Annotated in this window: 20 protein-coding genes and 11 tRNA genes; 7 read left to right on the top strand and 24 right to left on the bottom strand. The window is 39.0% G+C overall.

Annotated features, from left to right (window positions below):
• Window positions 1–55 precede the first annotated feature (55 nt).
• The 3 genes from nagA to tgt form a co-directional block, all read right to left on the bottom strand.
• Window positions 56–1,207 (bottom strand): N-acetylglucosamine-6-phosphate deacetylase, encoded by a 1,152-nt coding sequence (gene nagA / locus KV696_RS09175; RefSeq protein ID WP_219967494.1) that lies wholly within the window; start codon window positions 1,205–1,207, stop codon window positions 56–58.
• Between the two features lie 151 nt (window positions 1,208–1,358).
• Window positions 1,359–3,176 carry an acyltransferase family protein gene (locus KV696_RS09170; protein WP_219967493.1) on the bottom strand — a complete coding sequence of 606 codons (1,818 nt, stop codon included), beginning with the start codon at window positions 3,174–3,176 and terminating at the stop codon, window positions 1,359–1,361.
• Window positions 3,177–3,276: 100 nt separating this feature from the next.
• The gene (tgt, locus tag KV696_RS09165) at window positions 3,277–4,419 is read right to left on the bottom strand and encodes a tRNA guanosine(34) transglycosylase Tgt (RefSeq protein WP_219967492.1); all 1,143 of its coding nucleotides are present in this window, start codon (window positions 4,417–4,419) and stop codon (window positions 3,277–3,279) included.
• A gap of 116 nt (window positions 4,420–4,535) precedes the next feature.
• On the opposite strand from tgt, the gene KV696_RS09160 reads away from it, so the two are divergent.
• A complete protein-coding gene (locus KV696_RS09160; RefSeq protein ID WP_219967491.1) occupies window positions 4,536–5,393 on the top strand; it encodes a DUF975 family protein in 858 nt (285 codons plus the stop codon).
• Window positions 5,394–5,419: 26 nt separating this feature from the next.
• Here KV696_RS09160 and pcp read toward each other — a convergent pair whose 3' ends face one another.
• From pcp to KV696_RS09115, 9 genes are all read right to left on the bottom strand, one after another.
• Complete coding sequence (gene pcp, locus KV696_RS09155) at window positions 5,420–6,064, bottom strand: pyroglutamyl-peptidase I (RefSeq protein ID WP_219967490.1); 645 nt, start codon at window positions 6,062–6,064, stop codon at window positions 5,420–5,422.
• Between the two features lie 112 nt (window positions 6,065–6,176).
• Window positions 6,177–6,539, bottom strand: a complete 363-nt coding sequence (locus tag KV696_RS09150) for a DUF1304 domain-containing protein (RefSeq protein ID WP_219967489.1) — start codon at window positions 6,537–6,539, stop codon at window positions 6,177–6,179.
• A gap of 10 nt (window positions 6,540–6,549) precedes the next feature.
• Entirely contained in the window at window positions 6,550–6,975 is a 426-nt protein-coding gene (locus tag KV696_RS09145; protein ID WP_219967488.1) for a MarR family winged helix-turn-helix transcriptional regulator, read from the bottom strand.
• 318 nt (window positions 6,976–7,293) lie between these two features.
• A complete protein-coding gene (locus tag KV696_RS09140) occupies window positions 7,294–8,496 on the bottom strand; it encodes a LysM peptidoglycan-binding domain-containing protein (protein WP_219967487.1) in 1,203 nt (400 codons plus the stop codon).
• A 162-nt stretch (window positions 8,497–8,658) separates the two neighbouring features.
• A complete protein-coding gene (locus KV696_RS09135) occupies window positions 8,659–9,282 on the bottom strand; it encodes an HAD family hydrolase (RefSeq protein ID WP_219967486.1) in 624 nt (207 codons plus the stop codon).
• A 3-nt stretch (window positions 9,283–9,285) separates the two neighbouring features.
• A complete protein-coding gene (locus KV696_RS09130) occupies window positions 9,286–10,566 on the bottom strand; it encodes an MATE family efflux transporter (protein WP_219967485.1) in 1,281 nt (426 codons plus the stop codon).
• Window positions 10,567–10,626: 60 nt separating this feature from the next.
• Window positions 10,627–12,111, bottom strand: a complete 1,485-nt coding sequence (gene thrC / locus KV696_RS09125) for a threonine synthase (RefSeq protein ID WP_219967484.1) — start codon at window positions 12,109–12,111, stop codon at window positions 10,627–10,629.
• 75 nt (window positions 12,112–12,186) lie between these two features.
• Window positions 12,187–13,464, bottom strand: a complete 1,278-nt coding sequence (locus KV696_RS09120) for a glutamate-cysteine ligase family protein (RefSeq protein ID WP_061759596.1) — start codon at window positions 13,462–13,464, stop codon at window positions 12,187–12,189.
• Window positions 13,465–13,772: 308 nt separating this feature from the next.
• Window positions 13,773–14,171, bottom strand: coding sequence for an FmdB family zinc ribbon protein (locus tag KV696_RS09115; protein WP_009732039.1), 399 nt, complete (start codon window positions 14,169–14,171; stop codon window positions 13,773–13,775).
• 172 nt (window positions 14,172–14,343) lie between these two features.
• Here KV696_RS09115 and KV696_RS09110 point away from each other — a divergent pair, with 172 nt between their 5' ends.
• Complete coding sequence (locus KV696_RS09110) at window positions 14,344–14,670, top strand: DMT family transporter (protein WP_009732038.1); 327 nt, start codon at window positions 14,344–14,346, stop codon at window positions 14,668–14,670.
• 163 nt (window positions 14,671–14,833) lie between these two features.
• On the opposite strand, the gene KV696_RS09105 is transcribed toward KV696_RS09110, so the two are convergent.
• A complete protein-coding gene (locus KV696_RS09105) occupies window positions 14,834–15,280 on the bottom strand; it encodes a helix-turn-helix transcriptional regulator (protein ID WP_000287814.1) in 447 nt (148 codons plus the stop codon).
• Between the two features lie 319 nt (window positions 15,281–15,599).
• On the opposite strand from KV696_RS09105, the gene KV696_RS09100 reads away from it, so the two are divergent.
• The 5 genes from KV696_RS09100 to KV696_RS09080 are packed head-to-tail and all read left to right on the top strand — an operon-like array spanning window position 15,600 to window position 19,090.
• The gene (locus KV696_RS09100) at window positions 15,600–16,073 is read left to right on the top strand and encodes a hypothetical protein (RefSeq protein ID WP_049502267.1); all 474 of its coding nucleotides are present in this window, start codon (window positions 15,600–15,602) and stop codon (window positions 16,071–16,073) included.
• Window positions 16,074–16,113: 40 nt separating this feature from the next.
• Entirely contained in the window at window positions 16,114–17,310 is a 1,197-nt protein-coding gene (locus KV696_RS09095; RefSeq protein ID WP_045616578.1) for a replication initiation factor domain-containing protein, read from the top strand.
• A 2-nt stretch (window positions 17,311–17,312) separates the two neighbouring features.
• Window positions 17,313–17,699, top strand: a complete 387-nt coding sequence (locus KV696_RS09090; RefSeq protein WP_001096843.1) for a hypothetical protein — start codon at window positions 17,313–17,315, stop codon at window positions 17,697–17,699.
• A 59-nt stretch (window positions 17,700–17,758) separates the two neighbouring features.
• Window positions 17,759–17,953 (top strand): DUF3173 domain-containing protein, encoded by a 195-nt coding sequence (locus tag KV696_RS09085; RefSeq protein ID WP_000598356.1) that lies wholly within the window; start codon window positions 17,759–17,761, stop codon window positions 17,951–17,953.
• A 3-nt stretch (window positions 17,954–17,956) separates the two neighbouring features.
• On the top strand, window positions 17,957–19,090 hold the full coding sequence (locus KV696_RS09080) for a tyrosine-type recombinase/integrase (RefSeq protein ID WP_009732034.1): 1,134 nt from the start codon (window positions 17,957–17,959) through the stop codon (window positions 19,088–19,090).
• A gap of 85 nt (window positions 19,091–19,175) precedes the next feature.
• On the opposite strand, the gene KV696_RS09075 is transcribed toward KV696_RS09080, so the two are convergent.
• The 11 genes from KV696_RS09075 to KV696_RS09025 all read right to left on the bottom strand — a co-directional run bounded on the left by KV696_RS09075 (window position 19,176) and on the right by KV696_RS09025 (window position 20,194).
• Window positions 19,176–19,259 (bottom strand) — tRNA-Leu (locus KV696_RS09075).
• A gap of 9 nt (window positions 19,260–19,268) precedes the next feature.
• Window positions 19,269–19,340, bottom strand: a tRNA-Gln gene (locus tag KV696_RS09070).
• A gap of 13 nt (window positions 19,341–19,353) precedes the next feature.
• A tRNA-His gene (locus tag KV696_RS09065) sits at window positions 19,354–19,426 on the bottom strand.
• Between the two features lie 14 nt (window positions 19,427–19,440).
• Window positions 19,441–19,511, bottom strand: a tRNA-Trp gene (locus tag KV696_RS09060).
• 4 nt (window positions 19,512–19,515) lie between these two features.
• Window positions 19,516–19,596, bottom strand: a tRNA-Tyr gene (locus tag KV696_RS09055).
• Window positions 19,597–19,608: 12 nt separating this feature from the next.
• Window positions 19,609–19,681, bottom strand: a tRNA-Phe gene (locus KV696_RS09050).
• A gap of 3 nt (window positions 19,682–19,684) precedes the next feature.
• Window positions 19,685–19,758 (bottom strand) — tRNA-Met (locus tag KV696_RS09045).
• 9 nt (window positions 19,759–19,767) lie between these two features.
• Window positions 19,768–19,857: transfer RNA gene (locus tag KV696_RS09040), tRNA-Ser, on the bottom strand.
• A gap of 80 nt (window positions 19,858–19,937) precedes the next feature.
• Window positions 19,938–20,011: transfer RNA gene (locus KV696_RS09035), tRNA-Ile, on the bottom strand.
• A gap of 34 nt (window positions 20,012–20,045) precedes the next feature.
• Window positions 20,046–20,116 (bottom strand) — tRNA-Gly (locus KV696_RS09030).
• A gap of 5 nt (window positions 20,117–20,121) precedes the next feature.
• Window positions 20,122–20,194, bottom strand: a tRNA-Val gene (locus KV696_RS09025).
• Between the last annotated feature and the right edge of the window lie 40 nt (window positions 20,195–20,234).

Genomic DNA, 20,234 nt, shown 5'->3' with positions numbered 1-20,234 from the left:
GTAAAGCAATATAGATAAAAAAGCAGAAGCTAGTCTCTAACTCCTGCTTTCTCTCTTATGCTTGATAACGTTTCACACCGTCTAGGTAGGTTGCTACCAATTCCAAATCTTTATCTAATACGATAAAGTCTGCATCATATCCTTCACGGATTTGACCACAAACATCATCAATGTGAACAGATTTGGCTGGGTTAAGGCTGGCCATCATGACCGCTTCATGCGGATTCGCAATACCCCACTCGACTACATTTCTCATACCATCTTTAAGTTTGAGGATAGAACCTGCCAAATTACCAGTAGATTTGAGACGTGCAGTTCCATTTGCTACTACAACAGGGAATTCTCCCAACATATAGTCACCATCTTCAAGCCCACCAGCTGTCATACAGTCCGTAATAAGAGCGATGTTTTCTGTCCCCTTTTGCTTAAGTAAAATCTCACAAGCTTTTGGATCTACGTGATAACCATCACAAATCAATTCTGCGTAAGTATGTGGGAGCTCATACATAGCTCCTACCATACCTAGTTCGCGGTGTGTTAAACCACGCATCCCATTATAGGCATGTACCCATACACTAGCTCCAGCATCAACTGCCTTCTTAGCTTGTTCAAATGTCGCATCTGAGTGTCCAAGTGCAACTGTCACACCTTCACCTGTAATAGTACGTACAAAATCTTCCACCCCATCACGTTCTGGTGCAATAGCGATCTTATTTAGCATCCCTTTTGCAGCATCCTGCCAAGAATGAAACTCCTCAACACCCGGGTCTCTCATATAAGTTGGATTTTGTGCCCCCTTAAAAGTTTCTGTGAAATATGGACCTTCATAATAAATCCCACGAATCTTAGCACCTGTTGCTTCTTTATAACGGTTTCCAAGATTTTCAGTGACTGCAAGCAATTGCTCATAAGTGGCTGTTAAAGTTGTGGGCAAGAAACTGGTAACACCGGTACTAAGAAGTCCTTCACTCATAGTATGCAATGTACCTTCAATGTTGTTGTCCATCACATCTACACCTGCATATCCATGAATATGAGTATCCACAAGACCTGGTGCAATGCTATAACCAGTATAGTCAAGAACCTCTGCTCCTTCAGGAATTTGATCCACATGTTCCCCAAACTTGCCATCAACAAGTTCCAGGTACCCACCGCGACGAATGCCAAATGGATAGAAAAACTGATCCGCTTTAACGTAATTAGGCATAATAATGACCTCCTTAAAAGATTACTTTTGATATTTATTATGTCAATTACATTATAAACCTTTCTGATTCATTTGTAAATGGTATAGACCTATTTTCTAGATATATTTTAAAAGAGCTGGATTTCTCCAACTCTTCTCTTTTTAATACAAGTTATTTTGATTTGACCGGCTTGTCTTGAGCTGTTTGCAAGGCTGTGGCAATGGTATCTGCATACAATTTAGCTCCTGCTTCAATTTTACTGTTGTCACTTCCAAAATGGACTTGGTCTGTTCCAGTCCAAATTTCTGGATGCTCTTTCGCAACTTGATTCCAATCAGCTATCGTGATATAAGGAGTCTTCTCTGCCAATTCTCTCATATAAGCAGCAGCCTTCTCAACGATAGCATAGGTCTCTTTTGTCTTATCCCCCTCATAAGGAGTCACCAAAACCATATGGTGTCCCTTAGGAAGATTTTTCACGATACTATCCCAATCTTCCTTGTAATTTTCAGGATTATTTACCCCAGTCGCAATGACCACCATCTTTGGTAGAAATTTATTCTGGCTATTGTTGAGCATGATTTCATTGGCGGTCTTGGTTGTTCTGCTGACCTGCGCGTTAATCTGTGCTCCAGGAAGGGCTGTCTGTAGGGCTGTATTTGCCCTTAAAGCCACCGAGTCACCAATTAACATAGTGCCATCAGCAATCCCCAAACTATTTGCATCTGCCCGTTCTGTCATCACCTTGGTCTGGCTAATATTTGTTGCAGCTTGCTTCAAACCATTGACAGTCAAATCTGTCTCAAAAGCTCCCACTTGTGGTGCCAACAAAGTCACTAAGAGGACAATGAAGGCCAAGATTCCTGTACTCGCTACAAGGATTGTGTGAATGTGAGGCAGAGGACGAAGAGTTTGTAAAATAGGTGTATTCTTTCCTGCAATCCAAGGTTCCAACACATAAAATGATAGGCTGGCAAAGCCATAAGAAAAAATCAAAGTCAGTAACACAGCAAGAAGATTTGATGTCAACTGTGAGAAAATAATATAGAAAGGCCAATGGAAGAGATAAACCGCATAACTAGTATCTGCTAAAAAGCTGATAATCTTTGGCTCCTGCACATAAGGTGTCTTTTCATGTAAGACACGCGCCGCCAGAATCATAGTAAGGGCAGCAAGACTGGCAAGCAAAAAGCCGACAAGATAAGCAAAAAGATAGGTAAATTTGACAAAGAAGGTCAAAATGAATAAGAAGGCAAAACCTCCTGTAAAAATCAACAGGGTCTTTCGTAAATCCCAGATTTTATCCAACTGCTTGACGAGGGAAGTCGTCTGACGAACGCCTACAATCGTTGCTAGGATACTTCCCAAAAAGAATGGATAGACATGAGTTAAACTGGAGAAGTAAACAGAGGAATAAGAGGTTACTAGAAAACTACCAATAAACATGGAGAAGAAACTAATCAAGAAGGCAGCAGCAGATAAGAGAAAGATCATCCCCTTCAACTGACCATTTGATTTAGCCTGTTTGGATAAGAACCAAACTGCCAATCCCCAAAGAATATAGTAGTGAACCTCAACGGCCAAGCTCCAATTATGAACAAACAAATGAGGAATGAACTGAGATTCATAACTCCCACCTGTTAGAAGTTCATAGGAGTTAGTCATAAAGCCTAAAACACCCGCAATCTGGCCACCAATTCCAGCTACATAATCTTGTCGAACTAGAAAGGTAAAGGGCATGGTTACCAAGACCATCAAAACCACAGGTGGCACAATCCGATAAAAGCGTCTTCTAAAAAATCCAATCAAATCAATTTCATGATTTTTAGAAAATTCTTCGATGAGTAGAGCCGTAATCAGGAAACCTGAAAATGTGAAAAAGACATCTACCCCGAAAAATCCTCCAGGAAAGATGGTCTGAAAGAAGTGATACAAGAGTACAAAAAGTAAACCTGTAATCCTAATCAAGGAAAACCATTTAATGCGCATACGAGTTTATTCTTCCTTTCATTGTACACTTTATTCTATCAAAAAAAGAAGAAAAATCCTAAGAGAAAACTTAGGATTTTTAGCTTATATCCATTCCATTTTAGAAATTACGGCCTGACTTATTATAGCCATATTTTTCAACAAAATACTCACGAAATTCCAAGAGATTGTCATCCATGATGGCTTGTCGCACTTGCTTCATCAGGTTAAGCAAGAAGTAAAGATTGTGGTAGCTAGTCAAGCGAATACCAAAGGTTTCATCAGCCTTGAGCAGGTGACGAAGGTAGGCGCGTGTATAGTTCTTACATGTGTAGCAATCACATTCAGGATCCAGTGGCGTAAAGTCCTCAGCAAACTGGGCATTTTTTACAACCAAACGTCCTTGACTGGTCATACAAGTCCCATTACGAGCGATACGAGTCGGCAAGACACAGTCAAACATATCCACCCCACGAATCACCCCATCAATCAAACTATCTGGCGCTCCCACACCCATCAGATAACGAGGTTTATTTTCAGGCAGCAGTTGAGTTGTAAAGTCCAAGACCGCATTCATCTCTTCGTGGGTTTCTCCCACCGCTAAACCACCGATAGAGTAACCTGGAAAGCCCATGCTGACAAGGTCATGAGCTGATTGGCGACGCAGGTCTTCAAATCCTGCCCCCTGCACAATCCCAAATAACCCTTGGTCATGCGGACGACGATGAGCCTTCAAACCACGCTCAGCCCAACGGCTGGTACGCTCGATTGATTTCTTAACGTAGTCGTAAGGTTGATAAAACTGAGGACATTCGTCAAAGGACATCATGATGTCTGAACCCAAATTATTCTGAATAGAGATGGCTTTTTCTGGCGATAGGAACATCTTAGAACCATTGAGATGGTTTTTAAAGGTTACTCCTTCTTCTGTGATATTGCGGCTATCTGCTAAGGAATAAACCTGAAAACCACCACTATCTGTCAAAATAGGCTGGTCCCAATTCATGAACTTGTGGAGACCACCAGCGCGTGCAATGAGTTCATCTCCAGGACGAAGCCACAAGTGATAGGTGTTTGATAGGATAATTCCCGAACCCATCTCCTTCAACTCTTCAGGTGACTGAGTTTTGACAGTGGCTTGAGTTCCAACTGGCATAAACATAGGTGTTGGGAAGGTGCCGTGGGGAGTGATGATTTCTCCCAGACGAGCTCCCGTGTGTTTTTCTTTCTTAATCAAACGATATTTGATTGGTGAATCTGACATTTTTTACCTCCGAAGCTGGGAAAAACAGTCCCAGTTCATACTTTGTGCCCAAGGGCATACTGTATGATTTTATCAAAAAAAGTAGGAACTGTCACGAACTATGGTATAATGAGAGAATGAAATACCCAAAAATTGATTTAAAAACTGTTCGTCTGCAAGCCAGACAATTTCAGGCTGAAAATCCCCGCCTCTTTCTCGTCTATCTCTTACCTAGCATACTGCTCATCTTGTCTGGCTTCCTCAATCCCTTAGAGCGCCTCAACGAGAGTGTTTTAGAACAACCCTTTTTAAGCGTGTTTGGCCATGTATTTCAAGCCTACCTTTTTCCACTATTAGTCTCCTTTATCGGGGCAATACTTCTAACCAGTTCAGTCTATACAACCCTAAAACTCATCAAGAATCCAGATACAGAACTATCCGTCAAAAATAGTCTTACTCTCTTTAATGAAGAGCACTTTTCACAAACCTTTTTGACTCTCCTTCTCAAACGCTTCTATCTCTTTTTATGGAGCATTCCTAGTTTGCTCGGAATTTACTTTCTTTTTTACAGTAGCTTTCTAGCAAAGAAATTCGTTGTCCTTCACCCTGAGTTTCCCAATCTGGATCTCACGTCAATTGAAACCGAGCGTTTCCTCATGACCTTTGGTCTTTACTTTCTAGCAAGTATCCTCTTGATGATTGTCGGAAATAGTCTCTATATTCCACAATACTATGCCTATTCGCAGGTAGAATTTCTCCTCTGTGACACCCTAGACTTGGGCCAAGCTAAACCAGGGCAAATCCTTAAAACCAGCCATTTCCTGATGAAAGGCTACAAATTTCAGCGCTTTATTCTAGACTTACAACTCCTTCCTTGGTACTTCCTCAATTGGATTACTTTTGGAATTGCTAGTTTCTCACTCCTACCCTACATTCAAATCAATAAAATAATTTTCTACCGAGCAGTACTGGCTCGAAAACGTCCAAAAGCTTGAAGGTTGTTCCCTCAAGCTTTTTTCTATCAATGAGTTTCTCCGCCTACCAACTTGAGGTCCTGATCTCCATGTTCGATAATGGCGCCGATTGCCGCTTCTATCCCTCGCCTAATATCCACTAAACTCATAGCTGGGGTAGTCGGTCGATTCACCACCTGTTCCATCATATAAGGAATATGCATAAAACCTGCCTTAACATGTGGAAATTTCTTTTCTACCAAATAGAGAGCCTGATACATCAAATGATTGCAGACAAAAGTCCCTGCCGTATTGGAAACAGAGGCCGGCAAGCCCTCTTTTTTTATAGCTTGAACCATCGCTTTAATTGGCAAACTACTAAAGTAGGCCGAAGCACCATCCGCTCGAATGGGAAGGTCAATCGGTTGATTACCATCATTATCAGGAATGCGTGCATCGTCTTGATTAATAGCCACTCGCTCAGGTGTCAAGCTAGACCTTCCACCAGCTTGGCCAATACAAAGGACAAAGTCAGGTCGATAACGACTCATCTCTTCTTCCAATACTTGGGCCGATTTGTGAAAAACTGTCGGCACCTCTAGCCAACGAACCTCAGCACCATGAATTTCAGATGGTAAACCTTTAATGGCCTCCAAAGCTGGATTGACCTTTTCCCCTCCAAAGGGCTCAAAACCTGTCACTAATACTTTCATTTCTAACTCCTCAAAACCAATTCAATGAGACTTTTTTCTTAAAAACAAGTATAACATATTTTCCTTATTCTGGAGTGAAAAGGACTAGAAAGACTAAGATTGACCTTTGAACTTATTTAAAGAGTAAAATACTAATCAAGGCCAAAATAGCTGGTCCACCTTGCTTCAAAATAATTTTCTTATCTGCTGTGAGAGAGCCATAAGCCGCAGCACCAAACACAAATAAAACAAAAATAGTCACAATTTCTAAATTCTGTGAGAAATAAATCCCATACAAGAGAAAGACTCCTAACAGAGCATTATAAATCCCTTGATTTTTAAACAATGAACTTACAGACGGACGAGCCAGTTCTTCCTTTTCCATGTTAAATACTCGACTGGTTGCATCTGATTGCGTTGCAATACTTTCCAAATAAAAAATGTAAAAATGCTCCAAAGCAACAATCGTTGCTAAAATGATTGTAATAATTGACATCTATTTCTCCTTAAATTTCTATATTTTCAATACCCAAAACCAATTTATTTACTAAACGGCTGAGTTCTGTTCTTTCAGACTCTGTTAAGATACTTTCCATCTCTTCCTTAACCTTGATATGCTGCAGAGGCGGATTCACAACTAACTGCTCTTTGGCATACTTCGTAGCCTCCACCAACACTTCTCGCTGATTTTCAGGATTACGATGACGCTCCACCAAACCTTCCTTTTCCAGAATTTTGAAATGTCGGGTCAAAGCAGCCTGATCAATCTTCAAACGCTCCTGAACCGCTATTTGATTACAAGGGGAATGCTTCAGCAAAAATAATAAAATCTGATACCGTGTCAAACTAATCCCAAGTCTTTTTTCAAACAATTGCGTGCTCGCTTGCTCAGACAAGCGGAGTTGATAAAGTAAATCTTGAATCTCTAACATTTCTTCCTTCTTTCTGTTGACTTATCAATAGTTGACTAATCAAGTATAATACAAAGTAAAATAAATTGCAAGAATGTTGCTTCAATCATTACAAAATGGTAACTTCCATTCTCCATCCATATTGATACTCAATGAAAATCAAAGAGCAAACTAGGAAGCTATCCGTAGGTTGCTCAAAGCACAGCTTTGAGATTGCAGATAAAACTGACGTGGTTTGAAGAGATTTTCGAAGAGTATGACAAAGAAAAAACGAACGAGACTCGCTTCCTATCACGAAAGCTAGATCTCATTCGTCAAAATGATATTACCAAGTCTGGTTTATCCATTCATTGAAACGTGAACGTGGTCATAGTGGTTTTCTGTCACACTACCACGGTCTGGCATTGGGTTCCAAGTATTAGCTGGTCCATATTTGCTATCGAATGGAGCATAGAAACGTTGTTTCCAGATAATGTAACTAATTCCACGGCTGGCCATGTTTTGAATAGCGTATTCCGCAAGCTTATCCCCTAGTTCTGAGCTTTCTGGTACCATAAAGTCGATAGCCAAACCTTTTCCGTGATCTCCACTGTCTCCTGGACGGTAACCACTAAAGGATGTGATGCCAAACAAGTTAGCAATTTCTTCTTTAAAGGCAGCTGTTTGTGGTTGAAGGCCTGCATTTTCAGATTTCGCTACCGCAAGTCCAGCATAATCGGGCGCTGCTGGAGCCGCGTAAGTTGTTGAAACTGTTTTCTTCTCTTCTAGTTGATAAGTAGAAACTGCTGGTGTAGCTTCACTTGATGCTACTTCTTTTACTTCTTCTAAACTTGTTGCAGTTGTTTCTATTGCTTTTTCTTCTACTGGAGTTGTAGTTGTTTCCACTGTTGACTCAGCCTGAGGGCTTGCTTGTGTTTCCTCTTTCTCAGCTGGAGTCGTTGCCTGAGGAGCTGCTTCTGCAACTGCATTGCTTGTTTCGGCTATTTGCTTCTCTGAAACAGAATTTCCTGTAGATGGCGCGACTTCTTCTGCAGTAGTAACTGTCTCTGCAACTTCTGAACTTGATGCCACTTCTTTTGTTCTTGTAGTTTCTACCGCTTTTGGAGCTTCTGCAATCGGTTGAGAAAGATCTGCAACCTGAACAGTTTGAGCATCAACGGTCACTTGATTGGTTGTCAAATCTGCTGTCGCAGTTGTCACTTCCTCACTAGAAGCTGCTCGAGGAGTTTGGATTTCAACTTCTGTTACTTCTTCTGCTTCATTGACAGTCGTTGTCAAAACGGTTTCTGGGAAAATCAGGTCCATATTGGTGATTTTATTCAAATTCGCAAGAACTGTGACATCTACACCCAAGGCTTCTGCAATTGTGCTCAAGGTATCACCATACTGAACGGTATAACTTGTTTTGTTATCCGTTTTAGTCAAATCATTTTGGATTTGCTCAACACTACGTGCAGTCCAAAGAAGTTCTTCTGCTTGGGTTGCCAATACTGGGGCAAACGACAAGGCTACTGTTGAGGCTAATAATATTCTTTTCTTCATTCTTTCAAATTCCTTTCAAATGAGTACCTGTCTATGATAACACAAAAAATGCAGAAAAAAAGCCCTCTCGGGCCTATTTAACAGAACTGTCTATTCCTTGTAACAAACTCGGTTACTTGAAATAGTTTGTTAGGTCTCTGTCACAAAACTGACACAATCTTTTTATAGCTCAGCCTCAAAAATACGGGAAATATCTGCTAAGGCTTGAATCCTGTGATTGCCTCCATAAGACGACTCTAAAAAGTTAAGACTTTGAATCCCACTATTCTGAGCAAATTCCACATCCAGAGTCCGATCCCCTATATAATAGGTTTTCTCAGGATCCAACTGATACTTGTCTAACAGATAGGTAGCCGCTTCCGGATTAGGCTTGCGCGCAAAGCCACTCTGACTGGTTAAAATCTCTGTAAAATAAGATTCCAAACCCAAGTCTCTGAGAATGGTAAGAGCATTGTCTCCCTTATGAGTGTAAACAAACTGCTGAATTCCTGATTCCTCTGCCCAAGCTAGCACATCACGCGCACCTGGCATTAAGACTACCTGAGCATTCTTCTCAGCCAGACTCTGAGCACGCACTTGATTGAGCATTTCCACATCCAGCTTTCTCTCTTCTGCCACCTGCACAAGCAAATCCTGCACCGAATACTTGAGGATAAACTCTCTCACCTGCTCCTTATCATAAGGAATAGAAAACTGAGCAAAAGTTTCCTCAATCCCTGACAAAATTGCTTCATAAGAGTCCAATAAAGTCCCGTCTAAATCCCAAATAAAAGCTGTTTTTTGCATTTCCTATCCTTTCAAGCTCATATAGCGCTGGTAACGATAGCGTAGAAATAACCAGCGGAAACCATTATCCAAGAGAGTCCCTGCCCAAATACCAGGCAAGCCCCAACCAAAAACAATCCCCATCAGATATCCTGTTCCTATGCGGATACACCACATTCCTATACTTGTCGCATAAAAGGGAAGCCGAGCATTTCCCAAACCCTGCCAGACTGCTGTATAGATGACTGTTCCTATCGTCATAGGAGTACCAAGGAGTGAAAAAAGTGTCACTAGAACACTAGCCTCAACCGCTAGAGGATCAGTCGTATAGAGATGAGTTAGTGGTATACCCAAAGCATAGATACTGAAGGTCAAGGGTAACATGAGTACCAGAGAAAGCCAAAGGGTTTGTTTGCTCAAACTAGCGACTCTTTTCCAATCATCTTCTCCAACCGCTCGTGCCACTTGCATGACTGTTGCTGTAGCCACACCAAAGGCAGGCATATAGTTAAACTGGGTCAAGACTTCTCCAACTGCATTCCCAGCCACTGCCTCCGTTCCAAAAGAAACAACCAAGGCAATGATAACGACATCTCCAGCTCGCATCATAAGCCGCTCTCCAGCTGCTGGTAAAGCTAAAGTCAATAGTTCCTTATCTAAACCAAAAGTCGGTTTCTCAAAAGGCAACTTTAATTGGGACCATAAAATCACAAGACCAACCAAACGAGACAGAATTGTCCCCCAAGCAACACCAGCTATCCCCATATCAAGAACAAAAATAGCTAGACTGGAAAAGAGAATATTCAAAGCATTTGACAAGAGACTAACATAGAGAGGCAGACGTGGATTATGCGTTGCACGAATCAAGGCACCCAGACTGGTCATGAATCCCAAAAGAACAATCGATCCGCCTACCAAAGATAGATAGAGTCCACCACTTTCGGCCACAGTCTGTTCAGTTCCCAAAAGTCCTATCATCTCTTGCCCAGCGAAGATGGACAAAGTTCCTAAAAGGAAACTTAATAATAAGGTAATCTTCAACGCCTCAGTCACATGATAGGCTAGCTTAGACTGATCCTTCTGCCCCAAACTTTTTGAAATAACACTGGAAATAGCAGCTCCCAGAGCGATAAAAATCGCCTGATAAATCGTGATAATATTGCCAGCTACTGAAACACCTGAAATAGCGATTAAGCCCAAGTGAGCAACCAGATAACTATCCACCATCCCCATGAGCATCTGCAAAAAGTTTTCGCCCATAGCTGGCAAGGCAATATTAAGAATGTCTTTATTTTTCTTAAACAATCCTTCCTCCTGATGAAAAGAAACTCAGTTAGTTTCCCAACCGAGTTTACTCCCTCTGTCTTAAAGTCCTAGATAAGCCTCAACGGCTGCTTGCATGTCAGCAGCCGCCACAGTTGTCTTATGACGAACTGGAGCTGTTTCAAGGCCATCAACTGCTGGCGGCACTGCCACTCCTGAAATATCATGTAATTGAGCCAAAGCTTCAAAGTCGCCAAGCCCTGATTTTCCAGTTACAGCTTCTACTGCAACCACTGGGAACTTGTATGGACTCGCTGTTGAAGCAATCACTGTCTTAGTCACATCGCCAGTAGCCGCTTGGTATTTCTTATAAACTGCCGAGGCAACTGCCGTATGTGGATCCTCGATATAAGAATCTGACTCATAGATACGCTTGATTTCTGCTGCTGTTTCTTCCTCAGTCGCATATTCTGCTGCAAAGAGGTTAAGAATCTCCGCATCAAAGTCTGTCAACTCATATTGTCCTTGCTTGTTCAAGGCATTCATGAGTTCAGCTGTTTTAACCGCATCATTACCCAAAAGATGGAAAATCAAACGCTCCAAGTTTGAAGATACCAAGATATCCATAGATGGGCTAGTTGTTACCTTAAACTCACGTTTCTTATCGTAAACACGTGTCTTGAAGAAGTCTGTCAAAACATTGTTGTCATTTGAAGCACAGATCAATTTACCAACTGGAAGACCGATTTGTTTAGCATAAAAAGCAGCCAAGATATTTCCAAAGTTTCCTGTTGGTACTGTGAAGTTGACCTTATCACCAGCCACAATCTCACCAGTCTTGACCAACTGAGTATAGGCATAAACATAATAAACAATCTGTGGCACCAAACGACCAATATTCATAGAGTTTGCTGATGAAAATTGCAGTTTATTGGTAGCCAACTTTTCACGAAGAGCCACATCATTAAACATATACTTCACGTTAGTTTGCGCATCATCAAAGTTACCATCAATGGCGATAACATGAGTATTATCGCCAGTCTGCGTGGTCATTTGCAACTCTTGTACCTTGCTGACACCATCCTTTGGATAAAAGACGATAATCTCAGTTCCAGGCACGTCCGCAAATCCCGCCATAGCAGCTTTCCCAGTATCACCAGATGTCGCTGTCAAGATGACAATCTTATTCTCCAAACCATGTTTCTTAGAAGCAGTCGTCATAAAGTATGGCAATATAGACAAGGCCATATCCTTAAAGGCAATCGTTGAACCATGAAAAAGTTCCAAATTGTATTGTCCATCTAATTTCACTAATGGTGCAATAGTTGGAGTATCAAATTTGCTATCGTAAGCATTGTTGATACAGTAGTCCAACTCCTCAGCTGTAAAGTCATCTAAAAATGCTGACAAAACTAACTTAGCAACTTCCTGATAGGAAGCATCTTTCAATTTTGCAAAATCCAAATCTACCTTTGGATAAATAAGTGGTGTAAACAAACCACCGTCCGTTGCCAAACCTTGCAAAATAGCTTGGCTAGCAGTTACTGTATTGTTGGCATCACGCGTTGATTGATAAACTAATGTCATTACTCTCTATCCTTTATCTATAGTCTCTTCCATTATATCATGATTTTTCAGAAAATTCTCCCTTTATAAGAAAAATTATAGGCTCAATTCTTCTTTCAAAGGCTGTAAGTAGGTCATTTCTTGCTTATTTCTCATCTCCAGTCCTTCCTCAGCTAGCAGGAGTAAGTCTTTGGAAATTTCAATAATCGCAGTTTCTTCCTCATCTGTAAGATTCTTCTTAGAAAATTGTCGCCTTAAAAACTTATAATTTCGCCGAAATTTTTTAAAGAAAGGTGCAGTTTCTAAGTAAGCTTCTAACTTATCCAAATTAACTAATAATCCCAAGTGAAAAGCTGCTGAAGCGAAGGTTCTATCTAGAGGTTGGGTACACACACTACGAAACTCAACCGTTCCTCGAGTCGTTAAGTCCTGGTACTGGTAACTACGATGAGTTTCAAAGTCTTTCTCTTGAGGGTAAATAAGAATCTCATCCCCATTAAGATCATAGGCTTGGATTTCAGATGTAGCCAAATAGTCCCTAGTCTGAATCGGATAAAAATAATAGGTTTGTCCATCACGTTCTGCAGTAAAAATTGCAGAATGATCTAGATAATCAAAAAAATCATCCTCATCGTTAAAGAGTCTAGCATTGACCCCGACGTTTTCTGGATAGAGACCATGCATCGATTCTTCCCAGAAAATATCCCTTGAAATTTTCGTATCCCAATCTGCACCCGAAAACTCAGAGTTCGCAAATAAATAAGCCTTAGCCGCTTCAATTTGAGTAAAAGCATTAATTACCCGTAAGTAGTTGGACTTTGAAACATCCATCTGAACCTGACTCCCACAGATAAAAGCACCATATTCAGGGAAATGATGTAAGTCTGATTCAGTCACATTCCTACTCAAATTCAAATAATCCATCAACATCTGATAACGTGGATAAGCAACTGGAGAATTCTCATTTTTATCCCAGTTGGGATGAATGCCGCAGCCAACAATAGCATGATTTGATTCAGCTAATTTTTTCTGGATTGCTTCCATATAAATACTAAAACGTTCTTCAACCTCTTGTATCGTTTCAACCTTACCAAATGCAAACTCAATCGTAGTATAGGAAACTTCAAATAAAATAGCATCCTGACTTACTGGATCCACTAACTGTATAGGATTTCCAAAATCATCAACCTTTTCGATAGTAAAATCCAAAGAAGAAACTAAATATCGGAATAAGTGCTTGATAACTTCAACATCTGTAGTATCCCCTTCCAAGTTTACAACAGGATATTCCAGCTCAATCCCGATAAACAATTCAGGATTTTCTTTAATATTTTTCAAATACCGATATTTTAATAAATCGATAGAACGAGACATACTTCCCTACACTTTCATAATAAATTTTGAATAACTATTATTATACCAAAAATAATACAAAAAGGAACGAAGATTTATCAACGTTCCTTAACTCTATACTATACCGGCGGCCGGGGTCGAACCGGCACGTCCTTGCGGACACTGGATTTTGAGTCTAATATTATTAGTTTTAAATCTCAGAAATATTGATTTTATAAGCTTTTTTTCCATAATATTTTTTAAAACTTAGTATCACTTCCAAAGTTTAGATACTTTTTAGTAACTATAAAATGCTAGAAAGTATACTCCTTATTAAAAAGAGTTTTGGACTAGTTTTGTGCAATTTTATTACCCATATCCGTAATAAGAGAGGCTAAATTAATTGCCTTTAATGATTGTAGAAATTGGTTGTGAATATCATTAGACACATAACCAGCTAGCAAAATATGCTCAGCCATGTCATATTGCTTAATCAAGAGAATCTTATCATGTTTTTCATTAAATAAAATCGCACTAATTGCTGTATTAAAGACTGGAAAACGAAAACTCGCACATTGTGAACAATAAGGAATATCTCCCTCATCTTTTAAAAATTTTTTCTCCAAAGGATGCCCACATTCGGGACAACAAGTCATTGTTTTGTCAAATATAGAAACCTCTTTTTTAAAGTTCTTAAAAGTAATTTTACCAGTAAAATCGAGACCACGCAAGACATTGAAATAAATCAAGACTTTTTTTAAAATTTATCTTATGATATAATAAACTTATCAGCTATTGGTTCTGAAAAAGTGTCTGCCACAGTTTTACTACAAATTCTCATGACTTGTGCCAAGATTTATAAAAAACGGATAGCTATAATAGCTCTTAGAGCAAAAACATGACATATAGGAGGTTAAAGACATGTCATACTTTTATCTTTTTATCGCCATTGTAGGAGAGATATTGGGAACTAACCTTTTGAAATTATCAGACGGTTTTACAAAGCCTATTCCAACCGTTTCTGCCCTACTTAGCTATGGCGTTTGTTTCTATTTCCTCTCACTAGCAATGCAAAAAATTCCTTTAGGAATAGCTTATGCAACATGGTCAGCTGTCGGTTTAGTTTTGACAGCCTCTATCGCAGTAATGATTTTCAAAGAAACACTAAATGTTTATAGCATTATCGGTTTAATTTTGATTATCATTGGTGTTGTCATGGTTAACTTATTAGGAAATGCAGGACATTAATAAAACCGGCTCTATACTATTTGTAGTGGGTAAATCCCCTATGGATATTATGGAGCCTATTTTGTTGTAGAAAAAAAGTTCCATAAGAACTATAATGAAAAGCTAGAATTCTGTCAATATTTTGGACACATTTTGGGAGGGAATTTTGAAGACTAGCGTCCTCCTAATTTTCCCAATAAGTTTTAACTTCTTCAAAAATCTTATTCAAAAGTTCTGCATCTTTTTCTGACAACTGATTTTTTTCTATAACTCTATCTTTTAGTTCTGTTGCCTTTATTTTATTTCTTGCCACCGAAACTGCTATTGAATGTTTCAAAATATCAAACTCATCCTTTGAAAAGTTTGCAATATTGGTAAGATCTAATTGTTCTAGAGGTAAACTACTGATAATTGAATAAGGTTTTTGTCCCAGCAAATAATCTGTAGTAGTCCCAAAGATATTTGCTAATTTCACAACGAATTCTAATCCTGGTTCTAACGTTCCATTCTCCCACCGAGAATATGTCCCTTGTTGAACTCCAATTAATTCCGATATTTGTACTTGAGTTAACTTTTTTGATTTTCTGAGAGTTTTTAACCTCTCTGAAAATTTATAATCCTCTGTATACATAATTCTCCTATAGATATTCTTATTCGTATATTTTAGCTTGACAAAATATTCTAAACGGTATAAAATAGAATTATTCCATAAGGAATATTTATTTTGAGATTGAATATTCCATTGAGAATATTATAGCATAAAAGGAGGTAAAAGCGTATGTAACTAGTAGTCGATTTAAAAAATTTTAATAAAGGAGGTAGGATTCGACAAAATAAAAAATCTTGAAACAAATGTGCCGTTCGTTCCAAGATCAAAACATATTATGTAACAATTATACCACAGAAAACTCTTCAGTTGCACAAGAAAATTTCGGAGGTTTCACAAAAAGATGACCAATAAAGAGTTAGTCAATCAAATTTCTGGCCTAAACTCTACCTCTACTCTTAAAAATTGGATTCAACTGATTAGAGAGATAAGTGGCAAGGAATTTAAGAAAATTAAAATTCCTATCAGTAGAAATCCAAGAACTCATCAATTAAGTTATACAGTTGCCTATGACTTTACAGACGAAGACCTTAGACAATTTCAAAAGTTAGCTAACCTAAAACTTGAAATAGGTCTCAAAGAGGCTATACAAGCCGTATTTGGGAGTCTAGCAGATAATGAGCAAGAATCCCTAAACCAAGTAATAGATGAGCTCTACGATGAACTGAGCGCCTTGAAACAGGAATTTAAACGAGAAATACGACTGATAAAAATTGAGAATTCCAACCTAAAAAAGAAAATCCAAGATATTGAAGAGTCGATGCAAACCGGCTTACTAGGGTTTGTTAACAAGAGGTCAAAAAATAGGTTCGGCTAATAGCGAGTTTTCGGCTGAGCCATGAGGCAGAAAGCCGAAAATGAGCGTAGATGCGGACGGACCATTTTTGACCGATAGGGTGTGTAGTAACACCACCCTCTGCAAGTTAGGTGTACCATCGAAAGAATTCAGTATTTCCAAGGGTTTCGGAGATTTTAAGGGTGGCAAAATTAAGCAAAAAGTTGAATCAAAATCTATGGCAAAAAATGAACATTTACGTTCTGTATTTGACTGGATTCAAATTCAGTTTGATAAGACTGAATTTTCGCCAAGAGAAATAATCGAAGACATTCTATTTCTTGACTATGACCTATTTATTGAGAATAAAGGGAGCCTTAAATACTATAACTATGATAGCCAGCTTCATTATGGGAATATCCGTATCTACTATGGAGCGAAAGAGTCGTCCTACATGCTTGTCATGTCAGGACAGGCACTCGAGTTCTATAGAGATATGGTATTAGATCCAAATAGTCTGTCCGAAAGACAGTTTTTGAACAACCTCTACTACAATTACAATCATTTTTCAGTAAGACGAATTGATATTGCAATAGATGATTTTAATGAAACACCCTATTTCACTCCTAATCAGCTTCTAAAGATTTGTCAGAAGAAACGCTTTATATATGGAAAAAGCACCTACTACAATACCTACGGAGATGAAACAATCGGCCAGACCTTATATTTGAGAAAACCCAATGATGACGAAAGACTTAGAATTTACGATAAACGCTTAGAACGAGCTGAGAAGCTCGGTATCAGCAAGCGGTATATAGAAAATTGGATAAGAACTGAGTTAGAACTTAGGAAAGAAAAAGCTCACTACTTCATTCAAGAATGGTTGCATTCAGAAATAGATCTTCTCAACTTTACCAAGGGATATCTCAAAGAAAAAGTGAGGTTCTATAGTGATAGCTATTTCTCAAAACCTTTGAGATCTTGGGAAAAGTTTTTAGGCCATTCAAAACCCGTCTCTATCATTATTTCAAAATCAAAAACAGAACTAGAACAAAAATTAGAATGGTTTACCTATAAAGGTTCAGGAGCTATTCTAAAAGCGTATAAATTTCTATACGACAATAACTTACTGCATGAGTATGAGAAAGCTAACTATCTCGCACTCAACAATATGGAATATCCACCAGATTTAGCAAGTGGATTAATAGAAAGAGCAATACTCTTTAAACGAGAGGATTTGATCCCTACAATCAAAGAAAATATTAAAAGGAGAAATTAACTATGGCAAAAATGCTTTCACAAAATGACTGGAATTTTAATAACATTGGAACAAAATTTGAATTGGATGAAGTCATTCCAAAATTTGAAACGGAAGTCCGAGCAGATGCAAACGGAGAAATTATCAAAAACCGAGATGGTAGCGAAAGACGTTTTAATACCGATAAAATCATTGGTTGGAAATACAATGTAACAATCAAGGATGGACAATTCAAAAAGAAATCAACCCAAGTCTCAGTAGACAATCCAGATGCCTTGGTTGATAATGACTATATCCAAGCAATGGATGAAGTACCAGTTACATTTGACAATTTACAAGCTACTATGATTAGCACGACAATGTATTACAAGGCTGATGCTATCCATTTAGTAGATGTAAAACAAAAATAAGTAAAATACAAGGGGAGTTAATCCTCCCCTTAGTTAATCTAATTAGAAAAGGAGATCACATGATTAAAACTGTAACAAAAGATGACCTTATCGAACTTGGATTTGCTCCAGGAACTGCAAGAAAGATTATCCATACCGGCAAATTACTATTAGTGAATCGTGGTTTTAACATCTACGATAACAAAAGGATTGGTACAATTCCAGCCAGTGTCGCAGAAGAACTATTAGGAATTGAACTCCAGAAAGAAGCGTAGCTTATGGCTTTACGTAAAAGTAGAGACGGAACTTGGATTGTTGATGTTTCCAATGGTATAAATCCAATATCTCTAAAACAACGTAGAATTGTAAGAAAAGGATTCAAAACTAAAAAAGAAGCATTGGAGGCCGAACAATACTTACGAAGTGTCGAACTTAAAGAAAAAAGTTTCAACTCAAAAATATCAATTGATATCCTTTATGATCTCTTAAAAGAAGAGGATAGAATAAACAACAGAAAACAAAGCTATATAGATACACAAGAAAACAACTATAACAGGCATATAAAAAACTATTTTGAAAAAGTTGATGATGTAGCTAAATTAACTTATGAAGATATCTATCAATTCAGAGAACATCTAAGAGATAAAAATACTCAAAACTCAGAAAAGAAGCTAAGTCCAAACACTATTAATAAAATTATAATTTTACTAAAGAAAATTCTGGATGTTGGATTAAGAAAGGGATTTTACAAGGAACATCCCGTAGGATTACTGAAAAAATTACCCATAGAAAAAGTAAAATTAAATTTCTGGACAGTAAAAGAATTTAAGCATTTCTTAACACTATTTAGCAACGATGAATACAATATAAAATTACTATTCACAGTTCTATTTTTTACTGGTCTAAGACTCGGAGAAGCTCTTGCTCTAACGTGGAAGGACATAGAGTTTTCTACAAATACAATCCATGTAAGTAAATCAATATACGTTAAAAAAGGTGAAGAACACATTAGTAGTACAAAGACAAAAGCTGGAACCCGAAGAATCATCATGAACACCAAACTAGTGGAGACACTAGAAGAATGGAGGCAAACACAGCATGAAAGATTAAAAGAATTTACAACCAACCTAGATGATCTACAGATATTTCAAAATAGCCCGATTACGATAACTAAGGATTCAATCGAAAAACAATATAAAAAAATATTACAAAGAGATAGTTCTTTAAAAAAAATAAGAATTCATGACTTCAGGCATTCACATGCTTCCCTACTAATAAACCAAGGAGAAGATTATCTTGTCGTAAAAGAAAGATTAGGACATGCTTCTATAACTACAACAATAGATACATACTCTCATTTGTATCCAAGCAAGCAACAAAAATTAGCGGATAAATTAGATGATTTGTTATAAAACTAGTAATTTTAAGTAACTCAGCGTTACAAATTCAACAAATAAAAGAAAAAGACAAGGTCCGAAAACCTTGTCTTTAATACTATACCGGCGGCCGGGGTCGAACCGGCACGTCCTTGCGGACACTGGATTTTGAGTCCAGCGCGTCTGCCAATTCCGCCACGCCGGCAAATAGTAACTGGGGTAGCTGGATTCGAACCAACGCATGAGGGAGTCAAAGTCCCTTGCCTTACCGCTTGGCTATACCCCAATAATATAAAATAGGCGAGTGATGGGGATCGAACCCACGCATGCCAGAGCCACAATCTGGTGTGTTAACCACTTCACCACACCCGCCATAATTCTATTAACACGGGCAGTAGGAATTGAACCCACACTGAAGGTTTTGGAGACCTTAGTTCTACCTTTAAACTATGCCCGTAAAATGGAAGGGGAGGGATTCGAACCCCCGAACCCGAAGGAGCGGATTTACAGTCCGCCGCGTTTAGCCTCTTCGCTACCCTTCCAAAATATATAAATGGCGCGAGACGGAATCGAACCGCCGACACATGGAGCTTCAATCCATTGCTCTACCAACTGAGCTACCGAGCCTTATTGCGGGAGCAGGATTTGAACCTACGACCTTCGGGTTATGAGCCCGACGAGCTACCGAGCTGCTCCATCCCGCGTTAATAAAAAGGAGGATGTGGGATTCGAACCCACGCACGCTTTTACACGCCTGACGGTTTTCAAGACCGTTCCCTTCAGCCGGACTTGGGTAATCCTCCAAAATAGTTTATACGGGAATAAACCCGTGTCCTCTTAGTGAAAAGATAATATCAATTCTCTAGTAATGGACTAAACACTATGGGCACGAGTGGACTCGAACCACCGACCTCACGCTTATCAGGCGTGCGCTCTAACCACCTGAGCTACGCGCCCAAGTTAAAAACTTGGTACAAAGAACAAAGTTCAAAGCGGGTGACGAGAATCGAACTCGCGACAACAGCTTGGAAGGCTGTAGTTTTACCACTAAACTACACCCGCTAAAATGGGAGTTAACGGGATCGAACCGCTGACCCTCTGCTTGTAAGGCAGATGCTCTCCCAGCTGAGCTAAACTCCCTAGAGCTAAGCGACTTCCATATCTCACAGGGGGCAACCCC

Origin of the sequence: Streptococcus humanilactis (genome assembly GCF_019448275.1) — a bacterium.
GTDB lineage: Bacteria > Bacillota > Bacilli > Lactobacillales > Streptococcaceae > Streptococcus > Streptococcus humanilactis.
Note: the sequence above shows the minus strand (reverse complement) of the source record. Positions and strands in the feature narration are given on the sequence as shown.

Excerpts from the sequence above, each read along its gene's own strand:
- nagA (WP_219967494.1), bottom strand. The coding sequence starts at position 1,207 with ATGCCTAATTACGTTAAAGCGGATCAGTTTTTCTATCCATTTGGCATT.
- KV696_RS09170 (WP_219967493.1), bottom strand. The coding sequence starts at position 3,176 with ATGCGCATTAAATGGTTTTCCTTGATTAGGATTACAGGTTTACTTTTT.
- tgt (WP_219967492.1), bottom strand. The coding sequence starts at position 4,419 with ATGTCAGATTCACCAATCAAATATCGTTTGATTAAGAAAGAAAAACAC.
- KV696_RS09160 (WP_219967491.1), top strand. The coding sequence starts at position 4,536 with ATGAAATACCCAAAAATTGATTTAAAAACTGTTCGTCTGCAAGCCAGA.
- pcp (WP_219967490.1), bottom strand. The coding sequence starts at position 6,064 with ATGAAAGTATTAGTGACAGGTTTTGAGCCCTTTGGAGGGGAAAAGGTC.
- KV696_RS09150 (WP_219967489.1), bottom strand. The coding sequence starts at position 6,539 with ATGTCAATTATTACAATCATTTTAGCAACGATTGTTGCTTTGGAGCAT.
- KV696_RS09145 (WP_219967488.1), bottom strand. The coding sequence starts at position 6,975 with ATGTTAGAGATTCAAGATTTACTTTATCAACTCCGCTTGTCTGAGCAA.
- KV696_RS09140 (WP_219967487.1), bottom strand. The coding sequence starts at position 8,496 with ATGAAGAAAAGAATATTATTAGCCTCAACAGTAGCCTTGTCGTTTGCC.
- KV696_RS09135 (WP_219967486.1), bottom strand. The coding sequence starts at position 9,282 with ATGCAAAAAACAGCTTTTATTTGGGATTTAGACGGGACTTTATTGGAC.
- thrC (WP_219967484.1), bottom strand. The coding sequence starts at position 12,111 with ATGACATTAGTTTATCAATCAACGCGTGATGCCAACAATACAGTAACT.
- KV696_RS09120 (WP_061759596.1), bottom strand. The coding sequence starts at position 13,464 with ATGTCTCGTTCTATCGATTTATTAAAATATCGGTATTTGAAAAATATT.
- KV696_RS09110 (WP_009732038.1), top strand. The coding sequence starts at position 14,344 with ATGTCATACTTTTATCTTTTTATCGCCATTGTAGGAGAGATATTGGGA.
- KV696_RS09105 (WP_000287814.1), bottom strand. The coding sequence starts at position 15,280 with ATGTATACAGAGGATTATAAATTTTCAGAGAGGTTAAAAACTCTCAGA.
- KV696_RS09100 (WP_049502267.1), top strand. The coding sequence starts at position 15,600 with ATGACCAATAAAGAGTTAGTCAATCAAATTTCTGGCCTAAACTCTACC.
- KV696_RS09095 (WP_045616578.1), top strand. The coding sequence starts at position 16,114 with ATGAGCGTAGATGCGGACGGACCATTTTTGACCGATAGGGTGTGTAGT.
- KV696_RS09090 (WP_001096843.1), top strand. The coding sequence starts at position 17,313 with ATGGCAAAAATGCTTTCACAAAATGACTGGAATTTTAATAACATTGGA.
- KV696_RS09085 (WP_000598356.1), top strand. The coding sequence starts at position 17,759 with ATGATTAAAACTGTAACAAAAGATGACCTTATCGAACTTGGATTTGCT.
- KV696_RS09080 (WP_009732034.1), top strand. The coding sequence starts at position 17,957 with ATGGCTTTACGTAAAAGTAGAGACGGAACTTGGATTGTTGATGTTTCC.